The sequence below is a fragment of the Ruminococcus sp. genome (assembly GCF_017549005.1).
Taxonomy (GTDB): Bacteria; Bacillota; Clostridia; order Oscillospirales; family Ruminococcaceae; genus Ruminococcus.
Genome location: NZ_JAFYYT010000018.1, coordinates 1 through 12021, shown reverse-complemented (window position 1 = coordinate 12021; position 12021 = coordinate 1). Strand labels below are relative to the sequence as shown.

The following is a 12021-nucleotide window of genomic DNA, read 5'->3' as shown; positions in this document are numbered from 1 at the left end:
TTTAACTTGTTGTTATTATATCACCGTAAATCTTACTTGTCAAGTAGTTTTTGAAAATTTTTTCGGGATTTTTTCGGGCAGAAACTTCAGTACCGAAATACAGCCGTTTGTCATATTGTCAGCTCAATTATGTTCCCCTCGAAGGCGGAAATGCAGCTCTCATAGTAACCGTCACCTGTTGTCCGCGGTCCGCTTATGACCTCATAGCCGTCTTTCCTTAGCTTTTCCGTCAGCTCGTCAACACGTTCTGCGCTGCCGAGGCTAAAAGCTATATGCACATAGCCGGTCCTTGCCGCGGACTTCCGCATATCGTCCATACCTGGACGGTTCATTATTTCCAGCCGCGAACCGTCATCAAAGCTGATAAAATACGAGCGGAAACCTGTTTTTCCGTTGTGATAGCCGCCGTTTGAACTGCCGCCGAGATACTTCACGAAGAAATCACGGGCAGCTTCAAGGTCGTTTACGTACATTGCTATGTGTTCTATCTTCATGGCATAAGCTCCTTTCCATAACAGGATTATACCCTTAAACCACGGTTATGTCAATATCATAAGTTTTCCTATATGTATTATTGGCGTTAGTATATATTAACATGATTTGGGCTATTCTGCGTTGTTTCTGCTCTTTCACAATGTTTCTTCTGTGCAACAAAAACTTTGCCCTTGTTGATTTTGAAAGGTCTCCATGTTATAATTGACAATGTAATAACAATGTTATAAGGTAATTAGTAAACCGTGTATTTATCTCACTTTCATATACAGCAATCTGACCACTTATTGCTGATTACCGGAACCGAAGGGAGTAAAAAATGCTCGAACTGAAAAATATCGTTTTCAACGCCGAAAACGACGGAAAAAACGTGGGTATCCTCCGTGATATAAGCCTCACGGTGGAGGACAATAAATTCGTAGTTATCACAGGTCCCAACGGCGGCGGAAAGTCAACTCTCGCAAAGGTCGTTGCAGGCATAATCAAGAACAATTCCGGTCAGATAATCTTTGACGGCGAGGACATCACCGAAAAAAGCATAACCGACCGCGCACGTATGGGTATCGGCTTCGCTTTTCAGCAGCCTGTGCGCTTCAAGGGCATGACTGTAGTCGATCTTCTCAGGATAGCTGCCGGAAAGACTCTTTCCGTTTCCGAAGCCTGCGAGTACCTCTCAGAGGTCGGTCTCTGTGCAAAGGACTATATCGACCGTGAAATAAACGCCTCTCTTTCTGGCGGCGAGCTCAAGCGTATAGAGATAGCTACGGTTCTCGCACGAGATGTGAAACTCGCGCTTTTTGACGAGCCCGAGGCCGGTATCGACCTGTGGAGCTTCAATAACCTCATCCGTATCTTCGAGAATATGCGTAAGGACCGCCGCGGCAGGTCTATCATCGTTATATCGCATCAGGAGCGTATCCTCAATATCGCCGACGAAATAGTTGTCATTGCCGACGGCAAGATCGTCAAGAAGGGCAGCAGGGATATCATACTCCCCGAAATAACAGGTACGGAAAACGCTGTGAACGCTTGCAGCAGGATACAGTAAGGAGGCGGCAGACATGATTCAGATGGACGCAGTTCAGAAAAGACTTTTTCAGGAGGTCGCCGATCTCCACGATATCCCCGAGGGAGCTTACAATCTCCGCGCGAACGGACAGGCTATCAGCAGAAATACTACCGCAAACATTGATATACAGTCCAAAACCGACGTCAGCGGCATTGATATCCGCATAAAGGACGGCACAAAGAACGAAAGCGTGCATATCCCCGTAGTTCTCAGTCAGAGCGGTATCAAGGAAAACGTTTACAACGACTTCTTCATCGGAGAGGACTGCGATGTGCTCATAGTTGCAGGCTGCGGCATAGAAAACTGCGGCTCGCAGGACTCGGAGCACGACGGTATACACCGTTTCTATATCGGAAAGAACTCGCGTATCAAGTACGTTGAAAAGCACTACGGCTCAGGCGACGGAAGCGGAAAGCGCATTCTCAATCCCGTTACCGAGGTCTACATGGAAGAGGGCAGCACCATGGAAATGGAAATGGTGCAGATAAAGGGCGTTGACTCCACAGAAAGGACTACTATCGCCGAACTCAAGGAAAATGCAAAGCTTATCGTCCATGAAAGGCTCATGACACACGGTCAGCAGCAGGCAGGCAGTATCTACAAGGTCGACCTCAGGGGCGACGGTTCAAGCGCAGACGTGGTTTCACGTTCTGTAGCACGCGACGATTCATATCAGAAGCTCGACCTCTGCATTATCGGTAACGCAGCCTGCAGCGGTCATACAGAGTGCGACTCTATCATTATGGACAACGGACGTATCCTTGCAGTTCCCTCTCTTGAAGCAAATAATATCGACGCAGCTCTCGTTCATGAGGCTGCTATCGGCAAGATAGCAGGCGAACAGCTCATAAAGCTCATGACTCTCGGCCTTACCGAGGCAGAAGCCGAGGAACAGATAATAAACGGATTCCTTAAATGAGCCGCAGGCAGCGGTGCTCACATCACTTAGGATCATACGCAAATAATAAAGAGCGTGATAAAGATTTTTATCACGCTCTTTTATTTATCATTCACTTGTCAATGGTCTTGCCGTAATTCCAACAGCTACGCCCTGTGTGCCTGTTCCCACATGAGAAGCTATACTGCACGCAAGTGGACGGTACGTCACCTTGTAGCCGCTGAACTCGTTCTTTACCATATTCACCCAGCGCTCTACCTCCTCGGGAGTTTCCATTGTACCTGCCGCGCCTATACTGATATGCTCAGTCGGAATGCCCGAATATTTCTCCTCAAGGTCCTTTCGTACAGCCTGCAGCATTCTTTCCTCGGCTGCCGACATTCCCCTCGCCTTTGCGTATGCGTCAAGCTTTCCGCCCTGTATCTTCAGTATCGGCTTCAGATTCAGAACCGTTGCGATAGCTGCTCCGGCAGAGGTGATACGTCCTGTTTTCGTGATACGCTTGAGAGTCTGCAGAGTTATATATATATCGTTGAGATATGCGTCCTCTTCCAGCTGTTCCTTTATCTCCGCGGCACTCATGCCGTTGTCAGCATAGTACTTCGCGTCGTATACGGAATCCAGCAGGGTTATGGATATACGATGATTGTCAGCTACGCATACCTTTCCGCCGTAATCTATGGCAAGCGCCTTAGCCGTATCGCAGGAACCGCTCAGACCGCTTGACATCGGGATATATACAAGCTCGTCATATCCGTCGGAGAGTATCTTCTCCCACATCTCCGTAAGAGCTCCGGGCGACGGCTGTGAAGATACTATTTCCTTGTCCTCGTTCAGCGCCTTATACAGCTCCTCATGGGTAAGCGTAAGCTCCTCCATGTAGTCCTTTCCGTCTATCATTACAGGCATGGGAAGCACGTATATGCCGTGCCTGTTGCCCTCTTCCAAAGTAATACCGCTGTTTGTATCAGTCATTACTGCCGTTTTCATATAATTCCTCGTTTCAGATCGCCCGCCGAAGCGAGCCGTTTTCCCATAGGTCGATTATATCATTTTATAACTTTTTTGTCAATAGAAAGCAGTATGCAACAGAAAAGGCTGCGGAATATCCGCAGCCCCGGCAGTATTATGCCGCTTTTTCAAAGAATTCGTCTATAAGGTCGATTATATCGGGATTAGTGGCGTTGTACAGATCACGGTCAATGGACTCAACGAACTTTACACGCTCATCATAGGGAACATCATTGTTATATTTCTCGTTCAGCTCGTTTGCCCGCGGGATATAGACATTCTTCTTGTACTCAGCATATTCCGCTGTGCTGAATATGGAGCTGTGTCCGCTCCTGCCCTCGTCTGACATAGTGCGGAACTCCGCTTTTGGATTGGTTATCCTGTCTCTCTGCGCTATTATGGAAGCTCCGTCATACCTGATGACCTCGTCGTTCTCGCCGTGTATCACCAGTACGGGTATCCCAGACTTGTTTATGCCGTCAACTGCCGATAAAGAGGAGTTTTTTCCGAACTCCACCTTGTTGTACATCCATATCAGCGGATAAAGGAGCTTCCCTGCCATTCCGTAGCTGTTGTCGCAGGTCTCGGCGAGCTCCGCAAAAGGCGTATTGTAGCCCGACATTGTAACGCTTGCCTTTACGTCGTGGTCAAAGTTCAACACAGCTGCCGCCGCATAGCCGCCCCAGCTGTGGCCTGCCACAAACTTTTCCATATCCTTTGTGCGGCTGTCGCTTTCTGCGAAATCAAGAGCGTTGTCAAGGTCGATGACCGACTGTGCAAGTCCTCTTGTACCCTCGCCCTCGCTGTAGCCGCTTCCCGTGCAGTCGTAGGCAAAAACGCTCCAGCCGCGGTCAACAAGATTGGTTATAAGACTGAGATAGAACTCGTGACCGCTTCCGATACCGTGTGCAAATACAATGAGTCCCTTTTTGTTGTCCATGCCGTAAAGGTAGCCTTTCAGCGTGTTATCGCCCGATCTGAAGCTCACCTCTTCGCGGGGATAATCCTTTTCGTAGTGGTCGTAGAACCATGTAAGCGTCAGTTTCGGGTCGGGGTAGTCCCCTCGCCCGAAGTTCTTCTTCATTTCGCCTGATGTGATGAAATAGCCTATAATAAACGATATTATCAGCAGTATCAAAAATACTATACCTGTTATTTTCAGTGCTTTTTTCATAATATCCCCCCTGTTTTTTTATTATAGCATTTATTTTTTGTATTTTCAATACAGTCATTTGTAAACAATATTTAAAGCTATGCCATTTTTAATTGACAATCACTACAAAAAAATTTATATTTTTTTCAACGCCTGACAGTATAGCTTGAAAATGGAAAAAGATATGCTGCAATAAAAATACAGAGGGTCATTTGTACTGCAAATAATTATCGTGAAGCTCTCACAGCCCGAAAACCCGCTTTTTCATATAATCTGCAATGAGATAATCTTCGGCGATAACAGCGATTTGGTAACAAAACCTGTCTATAGAGAACAGGAAAAAAGAGCAGTCCGCATGGGCTGCTCTTTCGTTGTATTCATAGACTATACCCCAAACTACCTGTTATTGACAGTTTCGGGGTACATATCGTGATGTGCGAGCCTGTCCCATGCGAGCTGCTCCCACTTTGTGCCTGCAATGCCGTAATTGCAGTAGGGGTCTATGGAAATGCCGCCGCGCGGGAGAAACTTTCCCCATACCTCGATATACTTAGGCTCCATGAGCTTTATGAGGTCCTTCATGATGATATTCACGCAGTCCTCGTGGAAGTCGCCGTGGTTGCGGAAGCTGAAAAGATAAAGCTTCAGCGACTTGCTCTCAACCATTTTTTCGGCAGGGATATAGGAAATGTATATCGTTGCAAAGTCAGGCTGTCCCGTGATAGGGCAAAGGCTGGTGAACTCGGGACAGTTGAACTTCACGAAATAATCGTTGTCAGGGTGCTTGTTGGGGAAGGTCTCAAGCACGGACGGGTCGTAATCCGCAGAATAGGTGGTCTTATTATTGCCGAGGAGAGATATGCTTCCCTTTTCGCTTTCATTTCTGCCTGTCATTGTCATACTCCTTTCGCAAGCGCAGGATCTGCTGCGCCGTTTGCCGCAAATGCAGCTGCTCTGTCGATACAGGTACCACATTTTCCGCAGGGCTTGTCTCCGCCCTCGTAACAGCTCCATGTGAGCTCATAGGGCACGTTCAGTTCCAGCCCTTTTTTTACTACCTGAGCCTTTGTGAGACCGATAAATGGTGCCTCAACTCTCAGCGCACAGCCGCTTCCCAGGTATATCGCGCGGTTTATTGCTTCGTTGAAGTCGCTGCTGCAATCGGGATAGGCGTTTCCGGCAGCGTCGTCGCTGTGGGCTCCGTAGTATATGACCTCGCAGCCGTTGGAAAGAGCTATGCTCGCAGCCGATGACAGGAAAAGCCCGTTCCTGAACGGAACATATGTGGATACGGGAGCTCCGTCCGTTTCGCTGAGCTGCTCCGCGTAGGACTCCTTCGGTATCTCATGTGTCGAGCCTTTCAGCAGTGAGCAGTCAGAATCCGCAAATATCAGCGCAAGGTCAAGCTTTTTGAGCTGTACTCCGTAGTGAGCGGCTATTTTTTCCGCAGCTTCAAGCTCCTTGCTGTGCTTCTGACCGTAATAAACGGACAGGGCAAGTACCTCGTCTGCTCCGTATTTATCAACGGCTATGCCGAGACAGGTGGTGCTGTCAACACCGCCGCTGAACAAAACCAGTGCTTTCATATTTATCTCCTTATCAGTTCAGTAAATTTCTCAGCTCGGGGTCGTTTCTGAACTCTCCGCGCCATGTTTTCGTAACGGTCTTTGCAGAAGCGTTCCTGATGCCGCGGGCAGTCATGCAGCTGTGGCAGCCCTTTATGACAACTCCCACATCAGGCGAACCCGAAGCCTCGGCGATTATCTCCGCGATATCGCTGCCCAGCTTTTCCTGGAGCTGGAGCCGCTTTGCAGCCATGTCGCATATCCTCGCTATCTTGCTGAGCCCGAGGACTCTTCCCTTCGGTATATATGCTACGTCTACCGTCATATCGTACATGAGCGCCATGTGGTGCTCGCAGTAGCTGAAAACCGTGATATCCTTCATGACGACTGCCGTATCGTCCGAGGCTTCAAAGGTCTTGCCGAACATCTGCGCTATATCGTGATTGGTATAAGCTATGCCCTCGAAGACCTCCTCCATCATGCGTGCGACACGCTGCGGAGTTTCGCGAAGTCCCTCACGCTCGGGGTCCTCGCCGATAGCTTCAAGAATACCTCTTATATGCATTTCTATCGCTTTTGTATCCATGTTTTCTCCTTTCATACTCCGCGCTTGCAGGGATCCCAAATGAATTTATGCAGCTGCAGCTGCAGCCTTACACCGTTAAGGCGCTCCGACGCCATGAAATCCACTATTTCCGCCGGTTCTATCCTGCCGAACACAGGGCTTATATACACCCTGCACTTACTTACAAGGCCGAACTCCTTTATTATCTCCGCAGCCCTTCTCAGGTCGCTGATACTTCCCGAAACGAACTTTACGGTATCGTTTTGCGTAAGGAGACAGTAGTTTTCAGTAAGCATATGAGCTTCCATGCCGCTGTCGGGAAGCTTGTAATCGAATGTGAAAAATGGGCGGTACTTACCTGCCGCAAGCTCCGCAGCGGAAATGCTGCCATTTGTCTCTATCTCGACGGTGTTTCCCGAGCTTATGAGAATATCGGTGAGAACGTTCAGCTCAGGCTGCAGAAGGGGCTCTCCGCCTGTGAGAGTAACGTTCCTCACGCCAGTTGAAGCCACATATTCTGCTATTTCCTCAGCGCTCATGAGCTCCGCCTCCGCGTCGGCAGCGTTAGCCCATCTTGTATCGCAGTAGCTGCATTTCAGGTTGCAGCCCCTGAAACGTATAAACACCGCGAGCTCTCCTGCACGCTGTCCCTCGCCGTTAATGCTGACGAACTTTTCAACTACAGGATATCTCATGTCTTTTCCTCATATACCGCGCAGTTTTCGGGCGTTTCATACACAGCCACGCTGCTGACGGGAAGTCCCTGCTCTTTTAGCTCATTGTAGAAGTACTCCGCGAAATTCTCGGCAGTCGGACGGAATTTCACAGCTATGAGCTTAAAATTCTCGGCATTGAGAGCGGAAACTGTCTCAGCTCTGAGGGAATCCTCCTCATATATGAGTGCATGGTCGAAGCTGTCCGCAAGGGCGCGGACTGCGCTCTTTATATCGCCGAAATCAATGAGCATACCGCGCTTCGTACCGCTGCTGACCAGTCCGTCTCCCGAAAATTCTGCTTCTATTTTCCAGCGGTGTCCGTGGATATTGGCGCACTTTCCCTCATAGCCTGCGAGAAAATGAGCGCTGTCGAATGCCGATGAAGTCTTTAATCTGTACATATGATCACTCCAAATAAAAAAGCACCTGCCGCAGCAGATGCATCCTTACACAACGAACTATACCGTCAGCATGAGCTGCGGTATATGGATGCCCTGGTTTTTATTAACGACAGGATGGCGCAAACGAACTGTCGGAGCAACGCTCGAAAGTTATTATATCATCTGTGAGCGACTTTGTCAAGCCATTTCACAGATACTTATACTATTTCAAATACATGGTCTCCCTGCACGGGGATATGCTCGGAGATCATATCGTCTATACTTCCCCATAAATGGCCCTTCAGCACGTCGATAAGATCGTTTATATCGTTCTCAGTGCCCTCAGCTTCCATTTCCACAGAGCCGTCGTCAAGATTGCGCACCCAGCCTGTAATGCCGAATCTCTGTGCTGTATGAGAGGCTCTCCAGCGGAAGCCGACTCCCTGTACATAACCGTAAAAAATAAAATGCCTGCGTATCTTTTCCATATCATACCTCAAAAAACAAACCGCCCGTAACGAGCTGAAATAATACTGTTTCTTTAATTATATACCCTTAATTCACAAAGGTCAAGGCTTTTATCCGCTTTTTTCACGAATTATTGAAACAAATCCGTAAAATACAGGCTGATTTATATAATCATCATTCTCATTCATTGACATACTCCGCTTTCGGTAGTATAATAGTTTATATTTTGTAATGAAAGGACAGAATAAAATGAAAATAAAAAGAACTGCTGCTCTTATCATGGCTTTCGCTATGGTTCTTACAGCTGCTTCATGCAGCGGCAGGAAGGAAACAGCTTCGGACAAGGATACCGCAAAGGAGACCACAACTGAAACAGCTGCGGAAACTACAGCTGCCGATCCTTCGGAAAATGCTTCGGACGAGGCTTCCGAGGATGAGATACCTGCAAATATGTTCGGTACAACAGCCGACATAAACGACTTCATCAAGACTACGGATATCAATCCTCCGCTCTGGAAGGTCACCGATCCCGAAAGCGGCAATTCCCTCTATCTTCTCGGAACTATGCACATTGTTCCCGAGGCTGCAAAAGATTACCCCGAGGAATTAATGGATATCTACAAAAACTGCGAGGCTATCGCCGTTGAGTACGACACCGTTTCTCTTATGTCGGACGCAGCTGCCTTTACTAAGTTCCAGCAGGGCTTCATTTACAATGACGGTTCAAAGATAACCGATCATATCTCTGAGGAGACCTACAAGAAGCTCACTGATTATTTTGAATCCATGGGCGGCTACAACGCTATGTTAGACCAGTACAACACAGGCTTCTTCATCAATCAGCTCAATTCGATAATGCTCCTCAGACTTGAAAATCTTCAGACTTCGGGCACGGACGAGTACTTTATCGGGCTTGCAAAGAATGATAACAAGGAAGTTATCAATATCGAGACCCTTGATACACAGATAGGCGCTCTTTCGGCTTATTCCGACGAGCTTGCCGATTACGTTCTCAGCGACTGCCTTGACGATATGGACAACATCGATGAGTACGCAGAGGATATCTCTGATATCTACGAAGCATGGGCAAAGGGCAGCGGCGATATACTCTTCGATTCCGACATGGACGTTGACGATATCCCCGAGGACCTCAAGGACGATTACGCAGAGTACAAGAAGACAATGCTCAACGACCGCAACAAGGAAATGGCTGACAAGGCTTCCGAGCTCCTCAAGGAAGGAAAGAACTGCCTCTTCATGGTAGGCGCTCTCCACTACTCCGAGGACGTCGGAGTTGACAACCTCCTCGAAGGTATGGGATACAAGGTTGAAAAGATAGCATAAAAAGAAGGCAAGCATTCCGCTTGCCTTCTTGCTTTTTAATATTGTTTTTCATCATATGTGCAGATCTGAAAATCGCTGTTTACATATTTATCCTTGTCTACCTCGATAAGGATATGCCAGTAAGCCATATCATCTGTACCGACCTGAGGTACAATGCGCTTTATGGTAATATTCAGGCCGCCTACCTGCACGACTTCATGTCCTATAGAGCCGCTGCTCTCCCGAAGAACCGCAATAATGAGCTTGTGGCTGTTGAACCAGTTATCGTCATATTTTGCTGTTGCGTCAATGAAGCTTACACTGCTTCCCTGACCATTGTCAAGGGTAAATGTTCCCTTGTTCTGCTCAATATAGCTGTCAAGCTCCGCACGGCTGGTTATGACCTTTCTCTTCGGGAAAGATGTATAATCATCGCCAAAATAGTGGGCACGGATATACTGAGCATTGAAATCGTAGCGCTGCCACGGTATCGGAGTGCTGTATTGTGCAATATACATACCAATCTCCTCGCCATGCGCCCTGAGATACTCTATGATATCATCGGGCAGGTCAGCTTCCTCCAATACAGGATTGCTTGTCGAACTGTTCCTCCATACCCATTTCTCGCTGAAATTAAAGGCGAAAACCTCCGTATCTCCGGGAGCGTTCAGACAATACTGCGGAAGTCCGTCACAGGTCTCGGGAGAATAGGTCAGCTCGTTAAGACGGGCGAATACGTCCATTTTCTCTGTGATCACAGGCTTTGTCGTCGTAGTAACAGGCTCTGTGCGCTTGGTAGTTTCCTTTGTTGTAACTTTTGCGGTAGTTTTTGAAGTGGTTTTCACTGTAGTCTTTGGCTTCTCTGTTTTTGAGGGGGGGGCTGCCTGCTGAACCGCCGTTTCTGTTGCCTGTACGGGCTTTTCACCGTTATCGGCAGCGCTTGTTGGCTTCTCAGCGCCTTTTTTCTCCTCAGCCGCGGAAGTCACCATGCTTTTCTCTTTATTTTCCTCAGCCTTTGAAGTCGTGACGGCTTCTTCCTTTTTATCGTTACTTTCCTTTGTTGCCGCCTCAGCTGTGACAGCCTCAGTGCTGCCCTCAGTTGAAAGCTCTGTCTCTTCCTTTACAATTGGAGTGCGGTGCTTGAATACGTTGTATCCTGCCGCTCCGAAGCCCACCGCAAGCACCAGTACAGCAGCCGTTGCAGCTATCCTTCGCCACTTTATCTTATTGCTGTAGATCTCGACTCCGGATACGGTCATATCGTCGTCAGCGCCCTTGTGATCGGCTTTGGCAAGCTTTGCGAGGCTGATCTCGGCTTCCTTTATAAGGTCGTCGTCGATCATGCTGACAGCTTCAAAAAATTTCTTTTTATCCATAATCATAACCCTCTTTCTTCAAGTATTCTTTCAGCTTTTTCCTTGTCCGAAAAAGATAGGTAGCGACTGTTTTCTCGTTAATGTCGTAAAATTCCGCTATCTTTGAGATACTGTCGCCGTACCAGTAGCGCCTGACGAAGACTTTCCTGTGAAGCTCCTTCTGAGTACGCAGAAAGCTGCTGATTATCCCTGCCAGCTTTTCCGCAGAGATATCGTCGCCTCGCCTGTCGGGTATGCACTCCGAAAGCTCGTCAAGAGAAACCTCGTAATCCGAGCTGCGCTTCTGTGCCGTGTTGTATTTCAGGCGGTCTATAGCCTTGTTCCTGACAATGCGGCAGAGGTAGGTCTTCAGGTCATTGGGCTCCTCGGGCGGTATCTTGTTCCATATGTCATAGTATGCAGAATTTACACATTCCTCGATATCCTCACGCCTGTACAGGATATTTCCCGCAATATAGCAGCAAAGTCCGTCGTACTTGCTTTTCAGCTCTTTCAGCGCGTTTTCATCTCTTTTCCGGAACATTTCCATAATTGATGCATCATTCATTCGGGAAACCCTCCTTTCATGAGGTATTGAGTTCCTCTTGTCTATATAGTCGATTTTTTCAGTGAAATATTTCACTTCCGCCAGAATTTTTTTCCGCAGTTCAATAACAAATATCCCCCGACTGTCATAAACAGGAACGGGGGACGTTGTTTTTATTCAGTTTTCAGACCTGTGCGCGGTTTCCGTACATTTTCTCGTAGTAGTTCTGATACTCGCCGCTGATGATAGTCTCCCACCACTCACGGTTCTCGAGATACCACTTGATAGTCTTCTTAATACCGTCTGCGAACTTTGTCTCAGGCAGCCAGCCGAGCTCGTTGTGTATCTTTGTGGGATCGATAGCATAGCGCATATCGTGGCCCTTTCTGTCCTCAACGTGTGTGATAAGGCTCTCGGGCTTGCCAAGCTCCTTGCAGATGAGCTTAACGATGTCGATGTTCTTCATCTCATTGTGACCG

15 protein-coding genes are annotated in these 12021 nt (G+C 47.9%); 3 read left to right on the top strand and 12 right to left on the bottom strand.

The genetic code is table 11. From position 1 onward, the window contains the following. Positions 1-110: 110 nt before the first annotated feature. Positions 111-494 (bottom strand): VOC family protein, encoded by a 384-nt coding sequence (locus IKW96_RS05655; RefSeq protein WP_296571476.1) that lies wholly within the window; start codon positions 492-494, stop codon positions 111-113. Positions 495-811: 317 nt separating this feature from the next. Here IKW96_RS05655 and IKW96_RS05650 point away from each other — a divergent pair, with 317 nt between their 5' ends. Both IKW96_RS05650 and IKW96_RS05645 read left to right on the top strand, forming a co-directional pair. Beyond that, complete coding sequence (locus IKW96_RS05650) at positions 812-1540, top strand: ABC transporter ATP-binding protein (RefSeq protein WP_296571473.1); 729 nt, start codon at positions 812-814, stop codon at positions 1538-1540. A 13-nt stretch (positions 1541-1553) separates the two neighbouring features. Next, the gene (locus IKW96_RS05645) at positions 1554-2480 is read left to right on the top strand and encodes a SufD family Fe-S cluster assembly protein (protein WP_296571468.1); all 927 of its coding nucleotides are present in this window, start codon (positions 1554-1556) and stop codon (positions 2478-2480) included. Positions 2481-2567: 87 nt separating this feature from the next. Here IKW96_RS05645 and IKW96_RS05640 read toward each other — a convergent pair whose 3' ends face one another. From IKW96_RS05640 to IKW96_RS05605, 8 genes are all read right to left on the bottom strand, one after another. Continuing rightward, positions 2568-3449 (bottom strand): DegV family protein, encoded by an 882-nt coding sequence (locus IKW96_RS05640; protein ID WP_296571466.1) that lies wholly within the window; start codon positions 3447-3449, stop codon positions 2568-2570. 136 nt (positions 3450-3585) lie between these two features. Next, positions 3586-4644, bottom strand: a complete 1059-nt coding sequence (locus tag IKW96_RS05635; protein WP_296571464.1) for an alpha/beta fold hydrolase — start codon at positions 4642-4644, stop codon at positions 3586-3588. A gap of 375 nt (positions 4645-5019) precedes the next feature. Further along, the gene (queF, locus tag IKW96_RS05630; RefSeq protein WP_367112943.1) at positions 5020-5523 is read right to left on the bottom strand and encodes a preQ(1) synthase; all 504 of its coding nucleotides are present in this window, start codon (positions 5521-5523) and stop codon (positions 5020-5022) included. Next, positions 5520-6209, bottom strand: a complete 690-nt coding sequence (gene queC / locus IKW96_RS05625; protein ID WP_296571458.1) for a 7-cyano-7-deazaguanine synthase QueC — start codon at positions 6207-6209, stop codon at positions 5520-5522. Before queC ends, queF begins: the two co-directional genes overlap by 4 nt. Before the next feature lie 13 nt (positions 6210-6222). Next, positions 6223-6774 carry a GTP cyclohydrolase I FolE gene (gene folE, locus IKW96_RS05620; protein ID WP_296571455.1) on the bottom strand — a complete coding sequence of 184 codons (552 nt, stop codon included), beginning with the start codon at positions 6772-6774 and terminating at the stop codon, positions 6223-6225. An 11-nt stretch (positions 6775-6785) separates the two neighbouring features. Beyond that, the gene (gene queE / locus IKW96_RS05615) at positions 6786-7448 is read right to left on the bottom strand and encodes a putative 7-carboxy-7-deazaguanine synthase QueE (protein ID WP_296571449.1); all 663 of its coding nucleotides are present in this window, start codon (positions 7446-7448) and stop codon (positions 6786-6788) included. After that, positions 7445-7870 carry a 6-carboxytetrahydropterin synthase QueD gene (queD, locus tag IKW96_RS05610; protein WP_296571446.1) on the bottom strand — a complete coding sequence of 142 codons (426 nt, stop codon included), beginning with the start codon at positions 7868-7870 and terminating at the stop codon, positions 7445-7447. Before queD ends, queE begins: the two co-directional genes overlap by 4 nt. A 197-nt stretch (positions 7871-8067) precedes the next feature. Further along, positions 8068-8337 carry an acylphosphatase gene (locus IKW96_RS05605; RefSeq protein WP_296571443.1) on the bottom strand — a complete coding sequence of 90 codons (270 nt, stop codon included), beginning with the start codon at positions 8335-8337 and terminating at the stop codon, positions 8068-8070. A gap of 229 nt (positions 8338-8566) precedes the next feature. Between IKW96_RS05605 and IKW96_RS05600 the strand changes: the two genes are divergently transcribed. Further along, on the top strand, positions 8567-9661 hold the full coding sequence (locus IKW96_RS05600; RefSeq protein ID WP_296571440.1) for a TraB/GumN family protein: 1095 nt from the start codon (positions 8567-8569) through the stop codon (positions 9659-9661). A 35-nt stretch (positions 9662-9696) separates the two neighbouring features. Here IKW96_RS05600 and IKW96_RS05595 read toward each other — a convergent pair whose 3' ends face one another. The 3 genes from IKW96_RS05595 to IKW96_RS05585 all read right to left on the bottom strand — a co-directional run. Then, positions 9697-11016, bottom strand: coding sequence for a hypothetical protein (locus IKW96_RS05595; RefSeq protein ID WP_296571437.1), 1320 nt, complete (start codon positions 11014-11016; stop codon positions 9697-9699). Beyond that, entirely contained in the window at positions 11009-11563 is a 555-nt protein-coding gene (locus tag IKW96_RS05590) for a sigma-70 family RNA polymerase sigma factor (RefSeq protein ID WP_296571434.1), read from the bottom strand. The genes IKW96_RS05595 and IKW96_RS05590 overlap by 8 nt, the downstream gene beginning before the upstream one ends. Positions 11564-11726: 163 nt before the next feature. Next, the coding region (locus IKW96_RS05585) for a GDP-mannose 4,6-dehydratase (RefSeq protein WP_296571431.1) at positions 11727-12021 on the bottom strand (295 nt) is incomplete at its 5' end.

Coding starts and splice junctions, on each gene's coding strand:
- IKW96_RS05655 (WP_296571476.1), bottom strand. CDS start 494: ATGAAGATAGAACACATAGCAATGTACGTAAACGACCTTGAAGCTGCC.
- IKW96_RS05650 (WP_296571473.1), top strand. CDS start 812: ATGCTCGAACTGAAAAATATCGTTTTCAACGCCGAAAACGACGGAAAA.
- IKW96_RS05645 (WP_296571468.1), top strand. CDS start 1,554: ATGATTCAGATGGACGCAGTTCAGAAAAGACTTTTTCAGGAGGTCGCC.
- IKW96_RS05640 (WP_296571466.1), bottom strand. CDS start 3,449: ATGAAAACGGCAGTAATGACTGATACAAACAGCGGTATTACTTTGGAA.
- IKW96_RS05635 (WP_296571464.1), bottom strand. CDS start 4,644: ATGAAAAAAGCACTGAAAATAACAGGTATAGTATTTTTGATACTGCTG.
- queF (WP_367112943.1), bottom strand. CDS start 5,523: ATGACAATGACAGGCAGAAATGAAAGCGAAAAGGGAAGCATATCTCTC.
- queC (WP_296571458.1), bottom strand. CDS start 6,209: ATGAAAGCACTGGTTTTGTTCAGCGGCGGTGTTGACAGCACCACCTGT.
- folE (WP_296571455.1), bottom strand. CDS start 6,774: ATGGATACAAAAGCGATAGAAATGCATATAAGAGGTATTCTTGAAGCT.
- queE (WP_296571449.1), bottom strand. CDS start 7,448: ATGAGATATCCTGTAGTTGAAAAGTTCGTCAGCATTAACGGCGAGGGA.
- queD (WP_296571446.1), bottom strand. CDS start 7,870: ATGTACAGATTAAAGACTTCATCGGCATTCGACAGCGCTCATTTTCTC.
- IKW96_RS05605 (WP_296571443.1), bottom strand. CDS start 8,337: ATGGAAAAGATACGCAGGCATTTTATTTTTTACGGTTATGTACAGGGA.
- IKW96_RS05600 (WP_296571440.1), top strand. CDS start 8,567: ATGAAAATAAAAAGAACTGCTGCTCTTATCATGGCTTTCGCTATGGTT.
- IKW96_RS05595 (WP_296571437.1), bottom strand. CDS start 11,016: ATGGATAAAAAGAAATTTTTTGAAGCTGTCAGCATGATCGACGACGAC.
- IKW96_RS05590 (WP_296571434.1), bottom strand. CDS start 11,563: ATGAATGATGCATCAATTATGGAAATGTTCCGGAAAAGAGATGAAAAC.